Consider the following 22602-nt stretch of genomic DNA (forward strand, 5'->3'; position numbering starts at 1 on the left):
TGCCCACACGGAAGACCAAGGTGGGGACATGTTCGTCGCATGGAGAGATCTACGGTTCGCCAAGGGCCGGTTCGCCCTCATGGGCTCCGTCGTCCTGCTGATCACACTGTTGGTCGGCCTGTTGTCGGGGCTCACGTCCGGACTGGCCCGGGAGAACATCTCGGCGATCACGGGGCTGCCCGCGACCCGGCTGGCCTTCGCCGCGCCGGCCGGGGACCAGAAGGTGTCCTTCACCAGCTCCCTGGTGCCCGAGGGGGCTTGGCGGGCCTGGCGCGAACGTCCGGGGGTGAAGTCGGTGGAGCCGATCGGGATCCGCACCACCAACGCCGTCTCCGGTGAGCGCACCGCGGCCGTGTCCCTCTTCGGCGTCGAGTCGGCGGGCGCCCTCGCTCCCGCCGGGGCCGGGCTCACGCAGGGGCAGGTGGTCCTCAGCGAGAAGGCCGCGGCCGAACTCGGCGGGCTCGTGGCGGGCGGCAAACTGAAGGCCGGCCCGTTGGAGCTGACGGTGGCCGCCGTCGCCGGCACGGCCTCCTACAGCCACACCCCCGTGGTGTGGATGGACATCAACGACTGGCAGCGCATCGGCAATCCGGGCACCTCGCTGGAGTCCCTCGCCACCGTCCTGGCCCTGCGGGGCGACGGACCGGTGGACTGGGCCGCCGGTGACCGGGCCGCCTCGACCAGCGCCCTGACCGTCGAGGACGCCCTCGGCGCCATAGGGTCCTATCAGGCGGAGAACGGCTCGCTCCAGCTGATGCGCGGCTTCCTCTTCGCCATCTCGGCCCTGGTCATAGGGGCCTTCTTCACGGTGTGGACGATCCAGCGCAGCGGCGACATCGCCGTCCTGAAGGCGCTCGGCGCCTCCACCCCGTACCTGCTGAAGGACGCCCTCGGGCAGGCCGTGGTGATGCTCGCGATCGGCACCGGGGCGGGGACCGCCCTGGCCGTCGCCGCCGGAACGCTGATCAGCGGCGGTGACGTGCCCTTCGTCCTCGACGCGGCCACGGTGCTGGTCCCGGCCGCGATCATGATCGCGCTGGGCGTGCTGGGCGCCGCCCTGTCCATCCGGCGGATCACCGCCGTCGACCCGCTGACCGCCCTCGGGAGCGCCCGATGACCCTGCTCGTCCACGACGTCACGCTCACCTACCCCGACGGGGACGGCCGCCTCACCGCCCTGGACGCGGTGTCCCTGGAGGTGCCCGCGGGCACCATGACCGCGGTCATCGGCCCCTCCGGCTCCGGCAAGTCCAGCCTGCTGGCCGTCGCCGCCACCCTGGTCACCCCGGATTCCGGTCGGGTCGTCGTCGCGGGCCGCGACACCGCGAGGCTCGGCGCCGCCGAGAAGTCGGCCCTGCGGCGGGAGGAGATCGGCATCGTCTTCCAGCAGCCGAACCTGCTGGCGTCGCTGACCGCGCTGGAGCAGCTCCAGGTGATGAGCCACATCTCCGGCCGACCGGCGCGGCTGCTGCGCCGGCGCGCGGTGGAGCTGCTGGAGGCGGTGGGCCTGGCCGACAAGACGGGCAAGCGCCCGCACGAGCTGTCGGGCGGCCAGCGCCAGCGCGTGAACATAGCCCGCGCCCTGATGAACGAGCCTTCGGTGCTGCTCGTCGACGAGCCCACCAGCGCCCTCGACCACGAGCGGGGCGCGGCCGTGCTCGACCTGCTGGTCGGCCTCACGCGCGAGCGCTCCACGGCCACGGTGCTGGTCACCCACGACCACGCCCACCTGGAGCGCGCGGACCGGACGGTGACGATGGCCGACGGCCGCCTCACCGCGGCGGCGCCGTCCCTCCCGACGGCCTGAGCCCGCCCGGGCGCCGCCCCCGCCCACCACGTACGAAGGCCCCCGCGGCCCCTCCGGAGAGGGGCCGCGGGGGCCTTCGTACGCGGGTGATCAGGCCGGGTTCTGGCTCTGCAGGGCCACCGACAGTTCGGCGGCGACGCCCTGGAGGATCGGGACGAAGGACTCGGCGACGGCCTCGGTGACCCGGCCCGCGGGTCCCGAGATGGAGATCGCGGCGGCGGTCGGCGAGTTCGGCACCGACACGGCCAGGCAGCGGACTCCTATTTCCTGCTCGTTGTCGTCGACCGCGTAGCCGGCCCTGCGGACCTTCTCCAGCGCCTCCAGGAAGCCGTCGGGCGTGGTGATGGTCTTCTCGGTCGCGGCCGGCATCCCGGTGCGGGAGAGCAGGGCGCGGACCTCGTCGGCCGGGGTGTGGGCGAGCAGGGCCTTGCCCACGCCCGTGGAGTGCGGCAGCACCCGGCGGCCGACCTCGGTGAACATGCGCATGGAGTGCTTGGACGGCACCTGGGCGACGTAGACGATCTCGTCGCCGTCGAGGAGGGCCATGTTGGCCGTCTCGCCGGTCTCCTCGACGAGGCGGGCCAGGTAGGGGCGCGCCCAGGTTCCCAGCAGGCGCGAGGCGGACTCGCCGAGGCGGATCAGCCGGGGGCCGAGGGAGTACCGTCGGTTGGGCTGCTGCCGGACGTAGCCGCACGCCACGAGGGTGCGCATCAGCCGGTGGATGGTGGGCAGCGGCAGACCGCTGGCGGCGGAGAGTTCGCTGAGCCCTACTTCACCGCCGGCGTCGGCCATGCGTTCGAGCAGATCGAAGGCGCGCTCAAGGGACTGGACGCCCCCGCCGGCGGCGGTGGGCTTGGCGGAAGCGTCGGTGGTGCTGGCGCTGGACGTCGGCACGGCGCGGTCCTTTCGGTGCTGGCAGGCAAGGGAGCAGCCTACCGGTCGGTCGGCGCCGGCCCTAGAGCCGGGCCCTTGCCGTCCCCGCCGGTCAGAGGGGGTTTGTCCTGGTGGTGGACGTCCTCGGGAAGTTACCCGTCCGGTTCCTGGTGGTGGTAGCTACATTCTGGATAGTGAAATCTTAATTCCATCCTGTGGAAACATCCAATTGCGGCCCGGATGGGTCAGCGGTCCCTCCGGTCGCTCTTGACGGGCTCCGGATCGGGGTGAAGACTCCGTCAACAGAACGTTGAATTTCGCTCTGTGGAAGTAGATGGGGAGGTTCCGGTGGCCGACGTGGCTGTGGAACTGGTACTGCGCTCGACGCGCGTCATCACCCCCGAGGGGACGCGCGCCGCCTCGGTGGCCGTCGCCGACGGGAAGATCACGGCCGTGCTGGCACACGACGCCGAGGTACCGGCCGGAGCCCGGCTGGAGGACTTCGGCGACGACGTCCTGCTCCCCGGCCTGGTCGACACCCACGTCCACGTGAACGACCCGGGCCGCACCGAGTGGGAGGGCTTCTGGACGGCCACCCGCGCCGCCGCGGCCGGTGGCATCACCACCATCCTCGACATGCCGCTCAACTCCCTGCCGCCGACCACCACGGTCGACCACCTGCGCGTCAAGCAGGAGGTCGCCCGGACCAAGGCGCACGTGGACGTCGGCTTCTGGGGCGGCGCGCTGCCGGACAACGTCAAGGACCTGCGCCCGCTGCACGACGCCGGCGTCTACGGCTTCAAGTGCTTCCTGTCCCCCTCGGGCGTGGACGAGTTCCCCCAGCTCGACCAGGAGCGACTGGCCGCCTCCCTCGCGGAGATCACCGGCTTCGGCGGCCTGATGATCGTGCACGCCGAGGACCCGCACCACCTGGAGTCCGCGCCGCAGAACCCGGGCCCCAAGTACGCCGACTTCCTCGCCTCCCGCCCCAAGGACGCCGAGAACACCGCGATCCAGAACCTGATCGACCAGGCGCGCCGGCTGAACGCCCGCGTCCACGTCCTGCACCTGTCCTCCTCCGACGCGCTGCCGCTGATCGCCGCCGCCAAGGCCGAGGGCGTGCAGATCACCGTCGAGTCCTGCCCGCACTTCCTCACCCTCACTGCCGAGGAAGTCCCGGACGGCGCGACCGAGTTCAAGTGCTGCCCGCCCATCCGCGAGTCCGCCAACCAGGACATCCTGTGGGACGCGCTGGCCGACGGCACCATCGACTGCATCGTCTCCGACCACTCGCCCTCCACCGCGGACCTGAAGACCGGCGACTTCGCCACCGCGTGGGGCGGCATCTCCTCCCTCCAGCTGGGCCTCCCGGCGATCTGGACCGAGGCGCGCAAGCGCGGCCGCGGCCTGGAGGACGTCGTCCGCTGGATGTCCGCCGCCCCGGCCGCCCTCGCCGGGCTGGCGCAGAAGGGCGCGATCGAGGTCGGCCGCGACGCCGACTTCGCCGTCCTGGCACCCGAAGAGACCTTCACCGTGGACCCCGCGGAACTGCACCACCGCAACCAGGTCACGGCGTACGCGGGCAAGACCCTGCACGGCGTCGTGAAGTCCACCTGGCTGCGCGGTACGCAGATCGCCGACCACGGCACCCCGACCGAGCCCAAGGGCCTCCTCCTCGAAAGGCAGAACTGACAGTGGCGATTGAATCCTTCACCGGCAACGCGAACCCGTACGGGGGCGGCGACCCGTACGCGGACTACCGCACCGCGGACTTCCCGTTCACCCAGTACGCGAACCTCGCCGCCCGTGAGCTGGGCGCCGGTGTCACCTTCGCCAACGACGAGTTCTTCGCCATGCGCGAGAACCTGCTCATCGCCGAGGCCGCCCACTTCGACCCCGAGCACTTCGGCCACAAGGGCAAGGTCATGGACGGCTGGGAGACCCGCCGTCGCCGCGGCGTCTCCGCCACCCAGCCGTGGCCGACCCCCGAGGACCACGACTACGCCCTGGTGCGCCTCGGCGCCCCCGGCGTGATCCGCGGCATCGTCGTCGACACCGCCCACTTCCGCGGCAACATGCCGCAGGCCGTCTCCATCGAGGGCACCAACTGGGAAGGCGCCCTCGCGCCGACCCCGGAGGAGCTCCTCGGCGAGGACGTCAAGTGGACCGTGCTCGTCCCGCGCACCGCGGTCGGCGGCCACGCGGCCAACGGCTTCGAGGTCGGCGCGGAGCAGCGCTTCACGCACCTGCGCGTCAATCAGCACCCCGATGGCGGCATCGCCCGCCTGCGCGTCTACGGCGAGGTCGTCCCGGACCCGCAGTGGCTGGCCACGCTCGGCACCTTCGACGTGGTCGCCCTGGAGAACGGCGGCTCGGTGCAGGACGCGTCCAACCGCTTCTACTCCCCGCCGACCAACACCATCAACCCGGGCCGCTCCCGCAAGATGGACGACGGCTGGGAGACCGCCCGCCGCCGTGACAACGGCAACGACTGGATCCGCTACCAGCTCGTCGCCGAGTCCGAGATCCGCGCCGTCGAGATCGACACCGCCTACCTCAAGGGCAACTCGGCCGGCTGGGCCTCGCTGTCCGTCAAGACGGGCGAGGAGGGCGAGTGGACGGAGTTCCTGCCGCGCACCCGCCTGCAGCCCGACACCAACCACCGCTTCGTACTGGACGCCCCGGCGGTCGGCACGCACGTGCGGATCGACATCTTCCCGGACGGCGGCTTCTCCCGCCTGCGCCTGTTCGGCTCGCTGACGGAGGCGGGCGCGAGCGCGCACGCCACCCGTCACCAGGAGCTGGGCGGCTGACGCAGCCCCTCCCGACGACTGCCCCGGGGGCCGACACCCCCGGGGCGCGGGCCCTGCCCGAAGGGGCGCACCGCGATGCGGTGCGCCCCTTCGGCGTGTCCGTCGACGCGCGGTCCCCCGTGCCCGTCGACCGGTGCGCTACGCGGCGTACCCGCCGTCCACGGAGAACTCGCCGCCCGTGACGTACGCGGCATCCGGCCCGGCCAGGAAGGACACCATCGAGGCGACCTCGTCCGGCGCGCCGAACCGGCCGAGGGCCGTCGTCGCCGCCTGGGGCCCGGCGTGCGGTCCGTCGGCCGGGTTCATGTCGGTGTCCACCGGGCCGGGGTGCACGAGGTTCGCGGTGATGCCGCGTTCGCCGAGTTCCCGGGCCAGCGCCTTGGTCAGGCCCGTCAACGAGGCCTTGCTCATCGCATAGAGGGTGCCGCCCGGCCCCGGCACCCGCTGGGTCATGCAGCTGCCGATGGTGATGATCCGTCCGCCGCGCGCCATCCGCCCGACCGCGGCCCGGGAGGTCAGGAAGACGCCCCGTACGTTGATGTCGAGGACCCGGTCCACGTCCGCCGGGGCGAGGGACTCCACCGGGCCGAGGACGCCGACGCCCGCGTTGTTGACGACCACGTCGAGGCGACCGAACGCGCGCACCGTCTCCTCGACGGCCGTCCCGGGGCCGTCGGGGCTGCCCGCGTCGGACCGTACGGACAGGGCCCGGCGGCCCAGCGCCTCGATCTTGCCGACGACCCCGGCGGCCGCCTCCGCGTCCCGGGTGTAGGTGATCGCGACGTCCATGCCGTCCCGCGCCAGGCGCAGGGCGGTGGCCGCCCCGATGCCGCGGCTGCCGCCGGTCACCAGGGCCACCGAGTTGACACTGTTCATCGTGGTTCCTCCCGTTGGGGGCTGTTCGGCCCCGTAAATCGTTGCGTGTTCAATGAAATGGGAGGCGCAGGTCGGGCGCCGGCGGGAATCGGACGCGGCGTTCACGCGCGCCGCACCGATGAGTTCGGGGCGGGCGGGGAGTCTGAAGCGGTGTACGGGGTACCCGGAACGGACCGATCCAAGGAGCGCGGAGCCATGGGCAAGCTGACCCTCACCACCTTCCTCACCCTCGACGGCGTGATGCAGGCCCCCGGAGGGCCGCAGGAGGACACCACCGGCGGGTTCGAGTACGGCGGCTGGCTGGCCCCCTACGCCGACGAGGGCATGGGGGAGTTCATGACCGAGGTGTTCGACCGCGCCGGGGCGTTCCTCCTCGGGCGCCGGACGTACGAGATCTTCGCCGGGTACTGGCCGAAGCAGACCGACCCCACCGACCCGATCGCGGGCCCGCTGAACGCCCTGCCGAAGTTCGTGGCCTCCACGACCCTCAAGGAGCCCGCCTGGGCGGGCACCACCGTCGTGGACGGCGAGCACCTCCAGGCGGAGGTGGTCCGGGCCAAGGACGCGATGGACGGCGAGCTCCAGGTGCACGGCAGCGGACAACTGGCGCAGTGGCTGCTCGCCCGGGACCTCGTCGAGGAACTGAACCTGCTGACCTTCCCGGTCTTCCTCGGCGGGGGCCGTCGACTGTTCTCCACGGGCGGCCTGCCGACCGCCTTCGAGCTGACGGCGGCCCGCACCACCACGAGCGGTACGGCCATCCACACCTACCGCCCCACGGGCCGCGCGGCGTTCGGCACGGTCGGCGAGTAGCGGGACCCGGGGCGGCGGCCGGGGGGCGCGCCCGTCGGAGAGGGCGCCCGGCCGGGGGGCGCGCTCCCCGACGGAGGTGACGTGCGCGCCGTGCCCATCGGGGTAGGTGCCGTGCCGGCCCGCGGCGCCCGAAACCCGGTCGACCCGGAAGATCGACTCGGCTACCGTGGGCCCGCACCCGTGCGAGCCGCCGAAGTCTCCACCCCTTCCCGCCGATGGAGACGCCCCGGTGACCACCCTCGCCGCCCCCTCGTCCGCCCTCGCCCCCCGCCGGGCCTGGCTCGCCGACCTCCCCGTGCTGCTCGTCGCCGTCGTCTGGGGCGGCAGCTACCTCGCGGCCAAGGGCATCACCACCACCCACACCGTCATCGCGGTGCTCGTGCTGCGCTTCGCGCTCGTGCTGCCCGTCCTCGTCATCGCCGGCTGGTCGCGGCTGCGCGCCCTGAGCGCCCCCCAACTGCGCGGCGCGGGGGCGCTGGGCCTCGTACTCGGCGGGATCTTCCTGCTGGAGACGTACGGGGTGGTGCACACCTCCGCCACCAACGCCGGGTTGATCATCAGCCTGACGATGATCCTCACGCCCCTCGCCGAGTCGGCCGTCCGCCGGACCGCGCCCTCGCCCGCCTTCCTCGGCGCCGCCGCCGTGTCCGTCGCGGGGGTCGTGCTGCTCACCCAGGGCGCCGGGTTCACCGCCCCCGGCCTCGGCGACCTGCTCATCCTCGGCGCCGCCCTCGCCCGCACCCTCCACGTGCTGCTGATGGCCCGGATCAAGGCCGTCCAGGACGCCGACTCGCTGTCCCTGACCACCGTCCAGCTCGGCAGCGCCGTCCTGGTGTTCGCCGTGCTCGCGGCGCTGCCCGGTACGGGCGCCTCCCCGTGGGCGGCCGCGGCCGACTTCGGCGTCGCGCAGTGGGCCGGACTCGCCTTCCTCTCCGTCTTCTGCACCCTCTTCGCCTTCTTCGTGCAGATGTGGGCCGTACGCCGCACCTCGCCGTCCCGGGTCAGCCTGCTGCTCGGCACCGAACCCCTCTGGGCGGCCGCGGCGGGCATCGCCATCGGCGGGGAGCACATCGGCGCCGTCGGGCTGACCGGGGTCGTCCTCGTACTGGCCGGTACCGCGTGGGGCCGTCGCGCCGCAGGCTGAACGATTGTCCGAAAGTAGCTCCTACCCGCTTGATCGTCGGGCCTACTGTGGCCGTCATGCCCGTTCTCGACATCAGTTCGATCGCCGAAGACTTCAACGAAGACCCGTACCCGCACTACGCGCGGATGCGGGAAGAGGGACCCGTACACCGGGTCAAGGCGACGGACGGCACGGAAATCTGTCTCATCGTCGGGGACGAGGCGGCGCGGCAGGCCCTCGTCCACCCCGCCATCTCGAAGAACTGGCTGACCTCCGGCCGCAGCTTCGCCGACCGCGAGACCACCGACGCGAGCGACAACATGCACCGCGCCGACCCGCCCCACCACACACGGCTGCGCCGGCTGGTCTCGCGCCCCTTCACCTCGCGCCGCGTCGAGGACCTGCGCCCCCGCGTCCAGCAGATCACGGACGACCTGCTCGACGCGATGGAGTCGGACCCCGCCCGCGGCGCGGACCTGGTCACCTCGTTCGCGCACCCCCTGCCGATGACGGTCATCTGCGAGCTCCTCGGGGTGCCCGACGCCGAACGCGAGCCCTTCGGTGCCTGGTCCGTCGAGATCGTCTCGCCCACCGGCCAGGAGGCCGAGGACACCGCCCTGCGGGAGATGACCGCCTACCTCACCGAACTCACCGACGCCAAGCGCGCCGACCCCGGCGAGGACCTGCTCAGCGCCTGGACCCTGAGCCGCGACGACGACGGCGACCGCCTCACCCCGCGGGAACTCGTCGCCATGGCCTTCCTGCTGATGATCGGCGGCTTCGAGACCACCAGCCACCTCATCACCAACGGCGTACGGGCGCTGCTCGCGCACCCCGAGCAGCTCGCCGCGCTGCGCGCCGACTTCGACGGGCTGATCGACGGGGCGGTCGAGGAGATCCTGCGCTACGACGGCCCGGTGGAGACCTCCACCTTCCGCTTCGCCCGCGAGGACCTGGAGATCGGCGGCACCTTCATCGAGGAGGGCTCGGCGGTCCTGATCTCCCTGGCCGGCGCCGACCGCGACCCGTCCCGCTTCGCGGAGCCCGACGTCTTCGACATCCGCCGCCGGGGCCCGGGCCACATGGCCTTCGGCCACGGCATCCACTTCTGCCTGGGCGCCCCGCTCGCCCGCATGGAGGGCCGCATCGCCCTGCGCGCCCTGCTGGAGCGCTTCCCGGACCTCGCCGAGGTGCCCGGACAGCGAGAATGGATCAGCGGCGCCCTGGTCCGGGGCGTCAAGCAGTACCCGGTGCGCTGGTAGGAGCCGGGCCGTGAACGCCCGTCGCCGGGCCCACTCACAGATCGGGGAGCTCCGCCGGTCGCACCGGCCGGCGCTCCCGCCGGGACAGCTCGCACGCCTCCGCGACCCGGAAGGCGGCGAGCGCCTCCCGACCGTCGCACGGGTTGGGGCCCTCGCCGCGGACCAGCCGGACGAAGGCCGCCAGCTCGGCCTCGTACGCCGGGCCGAAGCGCTCCAGGAACCCGCCCCAGGGCTTGCTCGCCGCGGGCGGGCCCTGCGGTTCGGTGGAGGCGATCGGCGTACGGTCGTCCAGCCCGGCGGAAACCTGGTCCCGTTCCCCGGCCAGCTCCATCCGGACGTCGTACCCGGCGCCGTTGCACCGGGTCCCGGAGCTGGTGACGAGCGTCCCGTCGTCCAGGCTCAGGAGGGCCGCGGCGGTGTCGACGTCGCCGCTCTCGCGGAACCGCGGCGGCCCCGCGTCCGAAGCGGCCGAGTACACCTCGACGACCTCGTGCCCGGTCACCCAGCGGACCATGTCGAAGTCGTGCACCAGGCAGTCCCGGTACAGGCCCCCCGAGGTCGCCAGGTACCCGGCCGTCGGCGGAGCCGGGTCGGACGTCATCGTCCGTACGGTGTGCAGCCGGCCCAGCGCGCCCGAGCGCACCAGGTCCCGCGCGGCGCGCAGGCCCGCGTCGAAACGCCGCATGAAGCCCAGCTGGAGCACCCCGCCGGCGGCCGTCACCTCCCGCAGCACGGCGAGGCTGCGGGCCAGGTCCGGGGCCATCGGCTTCTCGCAGAACACCGGCAGCCCGGCGCGCACCGCCCGCAGCACCAGCTCGGCGTGCCCCTCCGTCGAACAGGCCACGACCAGGGCGTCCACCCCCCAGGTGAAGACCTGGTCGACGCTCGGCGCGGCCGTGGCCCCCAGCCGGTCCGCGAGGCGTGCGGCCCGACCGGGGTCGGCGTCGGCGAGCAGCAGCGAGCCGGCGTCCGGGTGGCGGGCCAGTGTGGCCGCGTGGAACGAACCGATGCGGCCGGTTCCGATGAGCCCGATGCGCATGCACTCAACCTGACCCCGTACGGGGGACCTGTCAATCTGCCCGAGCATGCCCCGATGGCCCTTCATGGTCCACTGTGGCGGATACTGGGCGGCTGGAACCGGAATGACCGATTGATGGCGGACGAGGGAAGGGCGCGGCGACGTGGCTAGGGTTCGGACAGGGGTACGCGTCGTGGGCGCCGTGCTCGCGGTGGTACTGGGAGCCTCCCTCGCGGGCTGCAGCAGTACCGGCGGAAAGCGGGCCGAGGAACGGGCCAAGGCCGCCGAGGCGGGCCGACCGGCCGTGTCCACACCGCGCTGGACCTTCGCGATGGTCACCCACGCGGGCGACGGGGACACCTTCTGGGACATCGTGCAGAAGGGCGCCAAGGAGGCCTCGGCGAAGGACAACATCAACTTCGTCTACTCCCACGACGACCAGGCGCAGCAGCAGGCCCAGTTCGTGCAGAACGCCATCGACCAGAAGGTCGACGGGATCATCGTCAGCCTCGCCAAGCCCGACGCCCTCAAGGACGTCATCGGCAAGGCGGTCAAGGCCGGCATCCCGGTGATCACGGTCAACTCCGGATCCGCCCAGTCCGCCGCCTACGGGGCCCTCACCCACATCGGACAGGACGAGGAGATCGCGGGCGAGGCGGTCGGCGCCGAGCTCACCAAGCGCGGAAGGAAGAAGGCCGTCTGCATCCTGCACGAGCAGGGCAACGTCGGCCACGAGCAGCGCTGCGCCGGAGCGAAGAAGACCTTCTCCGGCGGGACCATGGAGAACCTCTACGTCGAGGGCACCAACATGCCGTCCGTGCAGGCGGCCATCCAGGCGAAGCTCCAGGCCGACCCGTCCGTCGACGCGCTCGTCACGCTCGGCGCCCCGTTCGCCCCGACCGCCGTCAAGGCGAAGGACGCGGCGGGCAGCAAGGCCGAGGTGGACACCTTCGACCTCAACGAATCCGTCGCCCGGGACCTGAAGTCCGGCGCACTCGGCTTCGCCGTGGACCAGCAGCCCTACCTCCAGGGCTACCAGGCCGTGGACCTGCTGTGGCTCTACCGCTACAACGCGGACGTCCTCGGCGGCGGCCGCCCGGTGCTCACCGGGCCGCAGATCGTCACGGGGGCCGAGGCCGCCGAGCTGGAGAAGTACATCAAGCGGGGTACCCGGTGAGCGCCGCAGCCCCCACCGCCGACGAGCGCCTCGCACCGGCCTCCCCGCTGCGCCGCCTCCTCGCCCGCCCCGAGCTGGGCGCGGTCGTCGGAGCGGTCGCCGTCTTCGTCTTCTTCTCCTTCGCGGCCGACAGTTTCCTGCGGGCCTCCAGCCTGAGCACGATCCTCTACTCGGCCTCCACCATCGGGATCATGGCGGTGCCGGTCGCGATGCTCATGATCGGCGGGGAGTTCGACCTCTCCGCGGGCGTCATGGTCACCACGTCGGCCCTGTTCAGCTCGATGTTCAGTTACCAGATGACGGCGAACGTGTGGGTCGGCGTGCTGGTGTCGCTGCTGGTCACCCTGGCGATCGGTTTCTTCAACGGGTTCATGCTGACCCGCACGAAGCTGCCGAGCTTCATCATCACGCTCGGCACCTTCCTGATGCTGACCGGACTGAACCTCGGCTTCACCAAGCTGATCAGCGGCTCCGTCTCCACCAAGAGCATCGCCGACATGGAGGGCTTCTCCTCCGCCCGGGCGCTCTTCGCGTCCCAGTGGAACATCGGCTCCGTCACGCTCAAGGTCACCATCCTGTGGTGGCTGGTCCTCGTCGCCGTCGCCACCTGGATCCTGCTGCGCACCCGCGCCGGCAACTGGATCTTCGCCGTGGGCGGCGGGGCCGACGCGGCCCGCGCGACCGGCGTGCCCGTGGTCAAGACCCGCATCGGCCTCTACATGGGCGTCGCGCTGTGCGCCTGGATCTCCGGGCAGCACATCCTGTTCTCCTTCGACGTCGTGCAGTCGGGCGAGGGCGTCGGCAACGAGTTCCTGTACATCATCGCGGCCGTCATCGGCGGCTGTCTGATGACCGGCGGCTACGGCTCCGCCATCGGCTCGGCCGTCGGCGCCTTCATCTTCGGCATGACCAGCAACGGCATCGTCTACGCCCAGTGGAACCCGGACTGGTTCAAGTTCTTCCTCGGCGGGATGCTGCTGCTGGCCACCCTGCTGAACGCATGGGTGCGCAAGCGGGCGGAGGCGAGCAAGTGAGCACGGAACCCGCGCCCGGCGCGCAGACCGGTACGGCCCTGGTGCGGCTGACCGACGTCAGCAAGTACTACGGCAACATCCGCGCCCTCCAGGGCGTCTCCCTGGAGGTCTCGGCCGGCGAGATCACATGCGTGCTCGGCGACAACGGCGCCGGCAAGTCCACCCTCATCAAGATCATCGCGGGGCTGCACCGGCACGACGCCGGCACCTTCGAGATCGAGGGCGAGGAAACCGCCCTCGCCAACCCCCGCGCGGCCCTCGACCGCGGCATCGCCACCGTCTACCAGGACCTCGCGGTCGTCCCGCTCATGCCCGTCTGGCGGAACTTCTTCCTCGGCTCCGAGCCGACGAAGGGCCGCGGCCCGCTGCGCCGCCTCGACGTGGACCTCATGCGCCGCACCACCCGCGCCGAGCTGCTGCGCATGGGCATCGACCTGCGCGACGTGGACCAGCCCATCGGCACCCTGTCCGGCGGCGAGCGCCAGTGCGTGGCCATCGCCCGGGCCGTGTACTTCGGCGCGAAGGTCCTCGTCCTGGACGAGCCGACCGCCGCCCTCGGAGTGAAGCAGTCCGGCGTCGTCCTCAAGTACGTCGCCGCCGCCCGCGACGCGGGCCTCGGCGTGGTCCTCATCACCCACAACCCGCACCACGCGTACCTGGTGGGGGACCGTTTCGTGCTCCTCAAGCGCGGCACGATGGCCGGCAGCCACACCCGGGAATCGATCACCCTGGACGAGCTCACCCGCCAGATGGCGGGCGGCTCCGAGCTGGACGAGCTGAGCCACGAGCTGGAGCGGGTGGCAGAATCAGGACCGGACGCCGCACCCGGCGCCGCACCGGGCACCACCGCACACTGAGGGACGACACGACTCGATGAGCACGTACCGGGACTTCACGCTCGCCCACCGGGGGGCGGCGCGGGGCACCGTCCTGCGGACCGTCGGGACCCGTGAGCGCAGGTCGCTGCTGACCGCCCCGCGCGTCCCGACCGTCGGCATCGACATCGGCGGCACCAAGGTGATGGCCGGTGTCGTGGACGCCGACGGGGTCATCCTGGAGAAGATCCGCGCCGAGACCCCCGACAAGTCCAAGAGCGCCAAGGTCGTCGAGGACACCATCGTCGAGCTGGTGCTGGACCTGTCCGACCGGCACGACGTCCACGCGGTGGGCATCGGCGCGGCCGGGTGGGTCGACGCCGATCGCTCCCGCGTCCTGTTCGCCCCCCACCTGGCCTGGCGCGACGAGCCGCTGCGCGACGCCCTCCAGTCGCGGCTCGCGGTCCCGGTCATGGTGGACAACGATGCCAACACCGCCGCCTGGGCCGAATGGCGCTTCGGCGCCGGCCGCGGCGAGGACCACCTCGTCATGATCACGCTGGGGACCGGCATCGGCGGCGCGATCCTCGAAGGCGGCCAGGTCAAACGGGGCCGCTACGGGGTCGCCGGCGAGTTCGGCCACATGCAGGTCGTGCCCGGAGGGCACCGCTGCCCCTGCGGCAACCGCGGCTGCTGGGAGCAGTACAGCTCCGGCAACGCGCTGGTCCGCGAGGCCCGCGAGCTGGCCGCCGCCGACTCCCCGGTCGCCTACAACATCATCGCCCGCGTCGGCGGCAACGTCGCCGAGATCACCGGCCCGCTCATCACCGAGCTGGCCCGCGAGGGCGACGCCATGTGCGTCGAGCTCCTCCAGGACATCGGCCAGTGGCTCGGCGTCGGCATCGCCAACCTCGCCGCCGCCCTCGACCCCTCCTGCTTCGTCATCGGCGGCGGCGTCAGCGCCGCCGACGACCTGCTCATCGGCCCCGCCCGGGACGCCTTCCGCCGCCACCTCACCGGTCGCGGCTACCGCCCCGAGGCCCGCATCGCCAAGGCCCAGCTCGGCCCCGAGGCCGGCATGGTCGGCGCCGCCGACCTCGCCCGGCTCGTCGCCCGCCGATTCCGGCGTGCCACCCGCCGCCGCGTCGAGCGCCACGAACGCTACGAGCGCTACGCGCAGCTCGGCCGGCGCGCCGCCACCGGCTCCACCGACGCCCCGGACGCCAAGGACACAGGACAGCCGTGACCCCGCCCTCCCTGCCCCGCCAGGCCCCGTCCCCCGGGGCCGGCGGCACGCCCCCGCCCACCGCCGAGAACCGCAGACACGTCGTCCGACGTCGCTGGATCACCGCGATCATCATCCTGCTGCTCGTCGGGGTCCCGGCGGGCTACCTCGCCGTCTCCGCCCAGCAGAGCCGGCAGAGCGGCCGCGACAAGGCCGCCAAGGTCGGCGCGGTCAAGGTGCGCGAGGCCTGGCCGTCCAAGGTTCAGCGCAGCATCTACGAGGTGCCCATCCCGCTGCTGGCCTCACGGGTCGGCTACCTGGAGACCAACAACTGGCGCACCAGCCGGCTCTACGTCCAGTTCGGGGTCACGCCCGCCCAGTTCGACACCTTCCTGGCGGACATCGGCACCGGCCGGGAGGCGCTCACTCCCGGAGTGTCGATCTCCCAGCACGACGCCGGCGTCGCCGGCTGGAGCTGGAGCCCCAAGCACCGGTGGTACGGGGTCACCCTGGACGCGCGGGACCCGCGCCCCACCCGGGACGTCACGGTCGACCTCACCAACCCGGCCAACCCCAGGGTCTACGTGGTCTCCACCACCGTTCCGTAGGGCCGGCGCGGGCCCAGGCCCTGCGCCGTGAGGCCGCCCTCCGGGCGACGACGGGAGTTTGACGACAGGCCCTAGCCTGGGATCATGAAGCTCACCAAGCGGCTGCACTCCTGCGTCCAGTTGGAGAAGGACGGGCGCACGCTCGTCATCGACCCGGGCGCCTTCAGCGAACCCGACGCGGGCCTCGGGGCGGACGCCCTCCTGGTCACGCACGAGCACCCCGACCACTTCGAGGAGGGCCGGCTGCGGGCCGCGCTCGACGCCAACCCCGCCGCCCGGCTGTGGACGCTGCGCGCCGTCGCGCAGCGGCTCGCCCCCGCCTACCCGGGCCGCGTGCACACCGTGGGCCACGGCGACGCCTTCGACGCCGCCGGGTTCGAGGTCCGGGCGCACGGCGAACTGCACGCGGTGATCCACCCCGACATCCCGCGCGTCACCAACGTCGGCTTCCTCGTGGACGGCTCGCTCTTCCACCCCGGGGACGCCCTGACGGTGCCCGGGGTGCCCGTCGAGACGCTGATGATCCCGGTGCACGCCCCCTGGAACAAGGTGGCCGAGGTGATCGACTACGTCCGCGAGGTCAAGCCGGCCCGGACCATCGACATCCACGACGCCTACCTCTCCGACATCGCCCGGCCCATCTACGACACGGCCCTGAACGCCCTGTCCGGCGCCCCCCACGGCCGACTCACCGCCGGGGACCACACCGACCTGTGACTGTCGGTGCGGGGCGGTAGGTTGGGACGCATGCGCATCGCCACGTACAACGTCAACTCGATCACCGCCCGGCTGCCGCGGCTGCTCGCCTGGCTGGAGAGCTCCGGCACGGACGTGCTCTGCATCCAGGAGACCAAGTGCTCGGCGGAGCAGTTCCCGGCCGCCGAGCTGCGCGAGCTGGGCTACGAGTCCGTCGTCAACGCCACCGGCCGGTGGAACGGCGTCGCCCTGCTCTCCAAGGTCGGCATGGAGGACGTGGTGATGGGCCTGCCCGACGGGCCGGACTACGAGGGCGTGCAGGAGCCCCGCGCCATCTCCGCCACCTGCGGCGGCGTCCGCGTCTGGTCGGTCTACGTGCCCAACGGCCGCGAGGTCGAGCACGACCACTACGGCTACAAGCTGAACTGGTTCGGCGCCCTCACCACCGCCATCGCGCAAGACGCGGCGGGACCGCGCCCGTTCGCCGTGCTCGGCGACTTCAACGTGGCGCCGACCGACGAGGACGTCTACGACCCGGCGGTCTTCGCCGGCCTCACGCACGTCACCCCGGCGGAGCGCGCCGCCCTGGAGGCACTGCGGGCGGCGGGCCTGTCCGACGTCTTCCCGCGGGCGCTCAAGTACGACCGGCCGTACACCTTCTGGGACTACCGGATGCTCGCCTTCCCCAAGAACCGGGGCATGCGCATCGACCTCGTCTACGGGAACGAGCCCTTCGTCAAGGCCGTCAAGGACGCGTACGTCGACCGCGAGGAGCGCAAGGGCAAGGGCGCCTCCGACCACGCTCCGGTCGTCGTCGACCTGGAGGTCTGAGCACCCGGCCGGGATCCCGCGATCCCGGCCGGACAGGCGCGCCCTGTGGCCGGCGGCCGTTCCTGGTGCCACGCTGGACCGCATGCACATCCCTTTCCTGGCCAACTGGCTGAACCGGCACGAAACGGAACAGGGTGCGGGACTCGCCGTCGCCCTCGCGGACGATCCCGAGGGCATCGCCGAACTGTTCTCGGAGTGCGAGATGCTGCGGGCCCAGGCGAGATCGGCCGGTCTCGAACTCGACCAGACCCCCGGCTCGTTGGAGGCGCTCGACCAACTGATGCCGCGCTGGCGGCGGGATCCCGAAGCCGTCCCCTGGTTGGGCAACGACGCCGGTTTCTACCTCGGGACGGTGATCGTCCGGACGGTCCCGGGAGCAGCCTGGCAGGTCTGGCCGAACGGCTGCCCGCTGATCCGGCTGGAGTCGGGCCGGGAACTGGACGTGATCGCGTCGGGGGTCTCCTGGGCGATGACCGGGTCGCCCGAACTCGGCCAGGCCTACGCCGAGGCCTCCGAGGCCTGACCCCCGCCGCCCGTGACCCGTCGCCCCGCCCGTCACCCGTCGCCCCCGTCCGTGGCGCGACGCACCCGGTCTGCTTTATGTGCCTTTTAGGCGTGTCGGGGGGAAGTCGCCTTCGGCGGCTGGATAGTTTGCGCTGACCTCGACACACCGACAAGTGGGCAGGGCAGCGTATGGCCGTCGATCCGTTGATCGAGCTGCGGGACGTCAACAAGCACTTCGGGACGTTGCACGTCCTCCAGGACATCAACCTCACCGTCGGCCGCGGGGAGGTGGTGGTGATCATCGGCCCTTCCGGCTCCGGTAAATCCACCCTCTGCCGGACGATCAACCGGCTGGAGACCATCGAGTCGGGCACGATCACCCTCGACGGCCGGCCGCTCCCCGACGAGGGCAAGGAACTGGCCGGGCTGCGGGCCGAGGTCGGCATGGTCTTCCAGTCCTTCAACCTCTTCGCCCACAAGACCGTCCTCGCCAACGTCTCGCTCGCGCAGATCAAGGTCAGGAAGCGCAAGAAGGACGAGGCGGACAAGCGCTCCCGGGAACTGCTGGACCGGGTCGGCCTCGCCGACCAGGCCGACAAGTACCCCGCCCAACTGTCCGGAGGCCAGCAGCAGCGCGTGGCCATCGCCCGAGCCCTGGCCATGAGTCCGAAGGCGCTGCTCTTCGACGAGCCCACCTCGGCCCTCGACCCGGAGATGATCAACGAGGTGCTGGAGGTCATGCAGCAGCTCGCCTCCGAGGGCATGACGATGGTCGTCGTCACCCACGAGATGGGCTTCGCCCGCTCCGCGGCCAACCGGGTCGTCTTCATGGCCGACGGCCGGATCGTCGAGGACCGCACCCCGGAGGCGTTCTTCACCGCCCCCGAGAGCGACCGGGCCAGGGACTTCCTCTCCAAGATCCTCAAGCACTGAGGGGCCGCCCGATGAAACACACCCGCGCACTGGGCGCCCTCCTCCTCGTCCTGCTCCTCGCCGTGGCCGGCTGCGGCAAACCCGGCAGCCCCCCGGTCAAGGGCCCGCAGCCCGAGGACCTGCCCGTCTACAAGGTCGCCACCGGCTTCCAGCTGCCGAAGTCACCGACCTGGGAGCGGGCCAGGAAACGCGGCCACCTGGTGGTCGGCGTCAAGGAGGACCAGCCGTACATGGGGGAGAAGGACCCCGCGAGCGGCCGGTACTCCGGCTTCGACGTCGAGATCGCCAAGATGATGTCGGCGGCCCTCGGCTTCGACCCCAAGACGATCGAGTACAAGACGATCGCCTCCGCCAACCGCGAGACCGCCCTGCAGAACGGCCAGATCGACTACTACGTCGGCACCTACACGATCAACGACAACCGCAAGAAGCAGGTCGGCTTCGCCGGGCCCTACTTCATGGCCGGCCAGTCCCTCCTGGTCCGCAAGGACGAGAAGGACATCAAGGGCCCCGGGGACCTGGCGGGCAAGAAGGTCTGCTCGGCCGCCGGATCCACCCCCTACCAGCGGCTCCAGAAGGAATACCCGAAGGCCGTCCTCGTCGCCTACGACACCTACTCCGTCTGCGTGGACAACCTGCTGACCTACCAGGTCGACGCCGTCTCCACCGACGACTCCATCCTGCTGGGCTACGCGGCCAAGGTCCCCGACGAGCTCAAGGTGGTCGGCGAGCCCTTCTCCGAGGAGCCCTACGGCATCGGCGTACCGCGCTCGGACAACGCCCTGCGCCTCGCCCTCGACGACGCCCTGGAGGAGAACGAGAAGAACGGCAACTGGAAGAAGGCCTACGAAGCCACCCTCGGCCTGTCCGGCGAGCCCGCCCCGACACCGCCCGCCATCGACCGCTACCCGGCGGGCTGAGGGGAGACCGCACCACCATGGACGTACTCACCGACAACTTCGCCCTCTACGGAGAGGGATTCCTCGGCACCGTGGAGCTGACCGTCTACGCCAGCCTCCTGGCGCTGGTCCTGGGCTTCCTGATGGCCTCCTTCCGGGTGGCGCCCGTCGGATCCTTCCGCGTCTTCGGCACGGTCTGGGTGACCGTGCTGCGCAACACCCCCCTCACCCTGCTCTTCTTCGCCGTGCTGCTGGGCCTGCCCCGCTTCGGGATCGTCCTGCCCTTCCAGCTCTTCGCCGTCCTCGCCCTCGGCTGCTACACCTCCGCCTTCATCTGCGAGGTACTGCGCTCGGGCATCAACACCGTGCCCAAGGGCCAGGGCGAGGCCGCCCGCAGCCTCGGCATGTCCTTCGAACAGAACCTGGGCTCGGTGATCCTCCCGCAGGCCTTCCGCTCGGTCATCCCGCCGATCGGCTCCACGCTGATCGCCCTCGCCAAGAACTCGGCGATCGCGGGCGCCTTCAGCGTCAACGAGCTGCTGGGCACCTACAAGACCCTCAACGAACTCGGCTACAGCATCATCTGGACCTTCGTCTGGATCGCCGTGGGGTACCTGATCATCACCCTGTCCATCAGCCTGCTCTTCCACGTGCTGGAGAAGCGCTACGGAGTCGCCCGATGACCGCGCACGGGCTGAAAGGGGACCTGGGGTCCTCCGCCCTCTACGACCTGCCCGGCCCACGGGCCCAACGCCGACACCTGTTCTACGGGATCGGCTCCACGGTGCTCATCCTCGGGCTGCTGGCCTGGATCCTCTACCTGCTGTTCGACACCGAGCAGTTCACCGCCGCCAAGTGGAACCCCTTCACCTACGAGGGGATCCAGGAGCTGCTGCTCAGGGGCCTGTGGAACACCCTCAAGGCCTTCGTCTACGCCTCGGTGCTCTCCCTCGTCCTCGGCGCGATCCTCGCCTGCGGCCGGCTCTCGGTCCACCGGCCCGTGCGCTGGCTGGCGACGCTGTGCGTGGAGTTCTTCCGGGCCATGCCGGTACTGGTGATGATCTTCTTCATCTTCGTGGCGCTGAAGGTCCAGCCGCTGCCCGCCCTGGTCGCGGGGCTGACCCTGTACAACGGGTCGGTCCTGGCCGAGGTCTTCCGTACGGGCATCAACGCCGTGGAGAAGGGGCAGCGGGAGGCGGCGTACGCGCTGGGCATGCGCAAGACGCAGGTGATGACGTACGTCCTCGCCCCGCAGGCCGTGCGGGCGATGCTGCCCACGATCATCAGCCAACTCGTCGTCGCCCTGAAGGACACCTCGCTGGGCTACCTGATCACCTACGAGGAGTTCCTGCACGCGGGAAAGCTGATCGCCTCCAACCTGGACTACGACCTGCCGTTCATCCCCGTCGTGATGATCATCTCGCCGATCTACATCGGCATGTGCATGTTGCTGTCCTGGTTCGCCACCTGGGTGGCCCGGCGGGAGCGGGGCAACCCCAAGACCGAGGCGGTGGCGGTCCCGGACGCCGGTCCGGGAGGGCTGCTGCCGGGAAGGTAGCGGCGCGCGGGCGCACCCACCGCCCGGCAGCAGCCGTGGATCACTGCTCGCGCAGAGGCACGGAGACCCAGCTCGGATCGGTGCGCGGCGAGGAGAAGGTCAGCTGCGCGCCGGTCGGGTTGTGCTCGATGTAGAGCGGGTCGACGGTGTCCACGACGAGGGCGAGCCGGTGGCCCTCGGGCACGTCGTAGGCGGTGGAGAAGAGCTCCAGGTCCACCCCGAAGGCCTGACCGGGGGTCTTGCCGTGGAAGGTGTACGGGGCGTTGCTGACCAGCTTGCCGAGGCCGAGCGGGCCGACGTCGTAGAGGTAGGCGACGAAGGTGCCGTCGCCCTTGGTGGGCGTCACGGTGGTGTGGAGCCGGACGGTGCCGCGGATGCGGCGCTCCTCGTCGTAGCGCGGCGACTGCCAGACGGCGGCGAAGGAACGGGGCAGGAGGGGGATCGAGGCGACCGGGGGCGTCTTCAGGAACTGGTCGAGGAGGTTGGAGAGCATGACGATGCCGCCGTTGGCGCCGGAGTCCACGTTGGCGAAGACGTGCTCGCTGTCGGAGAGGTCGATCCGCTCGGTGCCGCCGGAGCCGACGGACTTCCAGTCGGCGTAGCCCTCGTAGCCGCCGGTGCTGCGGGACTTGATCTGCACCGGGGCCTCGGTGTCCACCCCGTTGCGCTCGCCCTTGAGGTAGCGGTCGAACCAGCGGTGGGCGTTGGTCCAGGTGTCGTTGGGCAGCCCGAGCAGGCCGGTGGCCTCGGCGGTGGCGTGGTCCCCGGGGCGGAACTCCAGGCGCTTGGGGCCGGTCAGCTTCTCGTAGAAGGCCGCGTACTGGTTGGGCGGGAAGATGGTGTCGCCCCAGGCGTTGCCGAGCATGATGGCGGCGCCGTTCGCGTTGATCCGGTCGACCTTCTCGGCGGGGGACCGCTTGCGGCCCCAGTCGATCATCGCCTGCTCCTTGTCCAGCTTGGACCCGAGGAAGTCGCCGAGGATCTGGCGCAGTTCCGGGCCCGGGCGGCCGGTGATGGCGCCGGCCGCGCCGAGCAGGCCGGCGGCCTGGAGGTGCTGGGTGCGTCCGGAGTAGATGGACTCGATGAGGTCGGCCCAGCCGCTGAGCGCGACCACGGCCTTGATCCGCGGATCGTGCGCCGAGGCCAGCAGGCTGATGCCGGCGCCGTACGAGACCCCGCCCAGGCCGATGCGGGCGGGATCGGCGGGAGTGGTGGCGAGGGCCCAGTCGATGACGGCGGAGACGTCGGCGACGTCCGCGGGGCCGGCCGTCTCGATCTCGCCGCCGGAGAGCCAGAAGCCGCGCGAGGTGTAACCGACCACGACGTAACCGGAGTCGGCGAGCTTGCGGGCCTGGGCGATGTATTCGATCTGCGGCATGCCCCAGCTGGTGGGGAGCACGATCAGCGGGTACGTGCGGCCGGGCGTGGCACCCGCCGGGGTGAAGACGTTGCCCTTGAGGGTGATGCCTCCGGAGCCGGGGATGTCGTGGAAGCGCAGCTCCGGCTGAGCGGCGGAGGCCGGGGTGGGCGCGGTCGCGGACGCCGCCTGGGCCTGGTGGGGGGCCAGGCCCAGGGCGGCGGCGGCGAGCATGGCCGCCACGGCTGCTGCGGTGGTGGTGCGGACTGGCATCGGTCGCTCCTCACGTGCGCCGGTGTCAAAGTGACCCGACGGTAACGGGAGGGGCTTACTCGGGGTAACCCGTGAGTAAGTTACGTGGTGGTAACAATTGACCAATAG

The 22602-nt window shown here is 71.5% G+C and carries 23 protein-coding genes; 19 read left to right on the plus strand and 4 right to left on the minus strand.

The window, feature by feature from the left end; genetic code table 11:
• Nucleotides 1-28: 28 nt before the first annotated feature.
• On the plus strand, nt 29-1117 hold the full coding sequence (locus tag NOD94_RS02735) for an ABC transporter permease (protein ID WP_281204061.1): 1089 nt from the start codon (nt 29-31) through the stop codon (nt 1115-1117).
• Nucleotides 1114-1806 carry an ABC transporter ATP-binding protein gene (locus NOD94_RS02740; protein ID WP_281204062.1) on the plus strand — a complete coding sequence of 231 codons (693 nt, stop codon included), beginning with the start codon at nt 1114-1116 and terminating at the stop codon, nt 1804-1806. Before NOD94_RS02735 ends, NOD94_RS02740 begins: the two co-directional genes overlap by 4 nt.
• A 90-nt stretch (nt 1807-1896) precedes the next feature.
• Here NOD94_RS02740 and NOD94_RS02745 read toward each other — a convergent pair whose 3' ends face one another.
• Complete coding sequence (locus NOD94_RS02745) at nt 1897-2700, minus strand: IclR family transcriptional regulator (RefSeq protein WP_281204063.1); 804 nt, start codon at nt 2698-2700, stop codon at nt 1897-1899.
• Between the two features lie 327 nt (nt 2701-3027).
• On the opposite strand from NOD94_RS02745, the gene allB reads away from it, so the two are divergent.
• Both allB and alc read left to right on the plus strand, forming a co-directional pair.
• A complete protein-coding gene (allB, locus tag NOD94_RS02750; RefSeq protein ID WP_281204064.1) occupies nt 3028-4371 on the plus strand; it encodes an allantoinase AllB in 1344 nt (447 codons plus the stop codon).
• Between the two features lie 2 nt (nt 4372-4373).
• Nucleotides 4374-5492 carry an allantoicase gene (alc, locus tag NOD94_RS02755; protein ID WP_281204065.1) on the plus strand — a complete coding sequence of 373 codons (1119 nt, stop codon included), beginning with the start codon at nt 4374-4376 and terminating at the stop codon, nt 5490-5492.
• 138 nt (nt 5493-5630) lie between these two features.
• Here alc and NOD94_RS02760 read toward each other — a convergent pair whose 3' ends face one another.
• Nucleotides 5631-6368, minus strand: a complete 738-nt coding sequence (locus NOD94_RS02760; protein WP_281204066.1) for an SDR family oxidoreductase — start codon at nt 6366-6368, stop codon at nt 5631-5633.
• Between the two features lie 195 nt (nt 6369-6563).
• Here NOD94_RS02760 and NOD94_RS02765 point away from each other — a divergent pair, with 195 nt between their 5' ends.
• The 3 genes from NOD94_RS02765 (at nt 6564) to NOD94_RS02775 (ending at nt 9566) form a co-directional block, all read left to right on the plus strand.
• Entirely contained in the window at nt 6564-7181 is a 618-nt protein-coding gene (locus tag NOD94_RS02765; RefSeq protein ID WP_281204067.1) for a dihydrofolate reductase family protein, read from the plus strand.
• A gap of 229 nt (nt 7182-7410) precedes the next feature.
• Entirely contained in the window at nt 7411-8325 is a 915-nt protein-coding gene (locus tag NOD94_RS02770) for a DMT family transporter (RefSeq protein WP_281204068.1), read from the plus strand.
• A 56-nt stretch (nt 8326-8381) separates the two neighbouring features.
• Nucleotides 8382-9566 carry a cytochrome P450 gene (locus tag NOD94_RS02775; protein WP_281204069.1) on the plus strand — a complete coding sequence of 395 codons (1185 nt, stop codon included), beginning with the start codon at nt 8382-8384 and terminating at the stop codon, nt 9564-9566.
• Between the two features lie 34 nt (nt 9567-9600).
• Here NOD94_RS02775 and NOD94_RS02780 read toward each other — a convergent pair whose 3' ends face one another.
• Nucleotides 9601-10605: a Gfo/Idh/MocA family oxidoreductase gene (locus tag NOD94_RS02780; protein ID WP_281204070.1), complete on the minus strand. Its 1005-nt coding sequence runs from the start codon at nt 10603-10605 to the stop codon at nt 9601-9603.
• A 172-nt stretch (nt 10606-10777) separates the two neighbouring features.
• Between NOD94_RS02780 and NOD94_RS02785 the strand changes: the two genes are divergently transcribed.
• The 12 genes from NOD94_RS02785 (at nt 10778) to NOD94_RS02840 (ending at nt 20864) form a co-directional block, all read left to right on the plus strand.
• A complete protein-coding gene (locus tag NOD94_RS02785; RefSeq protein ID WP_281204071.1) occupies nt 10778-11761 on the plus strand; it encodes a sugar ABC transporter substrate-binding protein in 984 nt (327 codons plus the stop codon).
• A complete protein-coding gene (locus NOD94_RS02790) occupies nt 11758-12795 on the plus strand; it encodes an ABC transporter permease (RefSeq protein WP_281204072.1) in 1038 nt (345 codons plus the stop codon). The genes NOD94_RS02785 and NOD94_RS02790 overlap by 4 nt, the downstream gene beginning before the upstream one ends.
• Nucleotides 12762-13652, plus strand: coding sequence for an ATP-binding cassette domain-containing protein (locus NOD94_RS02795; protein ID WP_281204073.1), 891 nt, complete (start codon nt 12762-12764; stop codon nt 13650-13652). Before NOD94_RS02790 ends, NOD94_RS02795 begins: the two co-directional genes overlap by 34 nt.
• A 16-nt stretch (nt 13653-13668) precedes the next feature.
• Nucleotides 13669-14856 carry an ROK family glucokinase gene (locus tag NOD94_RS02800; protein WP_281204074.1) on the plus strand — a complete coding sequence of 396 codons (1188 nt, stop codon included), beginning with the start codon at nt 13669-13671 and terminating at the stop codon, nt 14854-14856.
• Entirely contained in the window at nt 14853-15443 is a 591-nt protein-coding gene (locus NOD94_RS02805) for a hypothetical protein (RefSeq protein WP_281204075.1), read from the plus strand. Before NOD94_RS02800 ends, NOD94_RS02805 begins: the two co-directional genes overlap by 4 nt.
• Before the next feature lie 84 nt (nt 15444-15527).
• A complete protein-coding gene (locus tag NOD94_RS02810) occupies nt 15528-16160 on the plus strand; it encodes an MBL fold metallo-hydrolase (RefSeq protein ID WP_281204076.1) in 633 nt (210 codons plus the stop codon).
• 30 nt (nt 16161-16190) lie between these two features.
• Nucleotides 16191-16970, plus strand: a complete 780-nt coding sequence (locus tag NOD94_RS02815; protein WP_281204077.1) for an exodeoxyribonuclease III — start codon at nt 16191-16193, stop codon at nt 16968-16970.
• 82 nt (nt 16971-17052) lie between these two features.
• Nucleotides 17053-17493: a DUF6278 family protein gene (locus NOD94_RS02820; RefSeq protein ID WP_281204078.1), complete on the plus strand. Its 441-nt coding sequence runs from the start codon at nt 17053-17055 to the stop codon at nt 17491-17493.
• A 170-nt stretch (nt 17494-17663) separates the two neighbouring features.
• A complete protein-coding gene (locus tag NOD94_RS02825; RefSeq protein WP_281204079.1) occupies nt 17664-18407 on the plus strand; it encodes an amino acid ABC transporter ATP-binding protein in 744 nt (247 codons plus the stop codon).
• 11 nt (nt 18408-18418) lie between these two features.
• Complete coding sequence (locus NOD94_RS02830; protein WP_281204080.1) at nt 18419-19327, plus strand: glutamate ABC transporter substrate-binding protein; 909 nt, start codon at nt 18419-18421, stop codon at nt 19325-19327.
• Between the two features lie 17 nt (nt 19328-19344).
• Nucleotides 19345-19989, plus strand: coding sequence for an amino acid ABC transporter permease (locus tag NOD94_RS02835; protein ID WP_281204081.1), 645 nt, complete (start codon nt 19345-19347; stop codon nt 19987-19989).
• The gene (locus tag NOD94_RS02840; RefSeq protein WP_281204082.1) at nt 19986-20864 is read left to right on the plus strand and encodes an amino acid ABC transporter permease; all 879 of its coding nucleotides are present in this window, start codon (nt 19986-19988) and stop codon (nt 20862-20864) included. Before NOD94_RS02835 ends, NOD94_RS02840 begins: the two co-directional genes overlap by 4 nt.
• Before the next feature lie 40 nt (nt 20865-20904).
• Here NOD94_RS02840 and NOD94_RS02845 read toward each other — a convergent pair whose 3' ends face one another.
• On the minus strand, nt 20905-22494 hold the full coding sequence (locus NOD94_RS02845) for a CocE/NonD family hydrolase (protein WP_281204083.1): 1590 nt from the start codon (nt 22492-22494) through the stop codon (nt 20905-20907).
• Nucleotides 22495-22602: the final 108 nt, after the last annotated feature.

Source organism: Streptomyces sp. Isolate_45, from assembly GCF_024721315.2.
GTDB lineage: Bacteria > Actinomycetota > Actinomycetes > Streptomycetales > Streptomycetaceae > Streptomyces.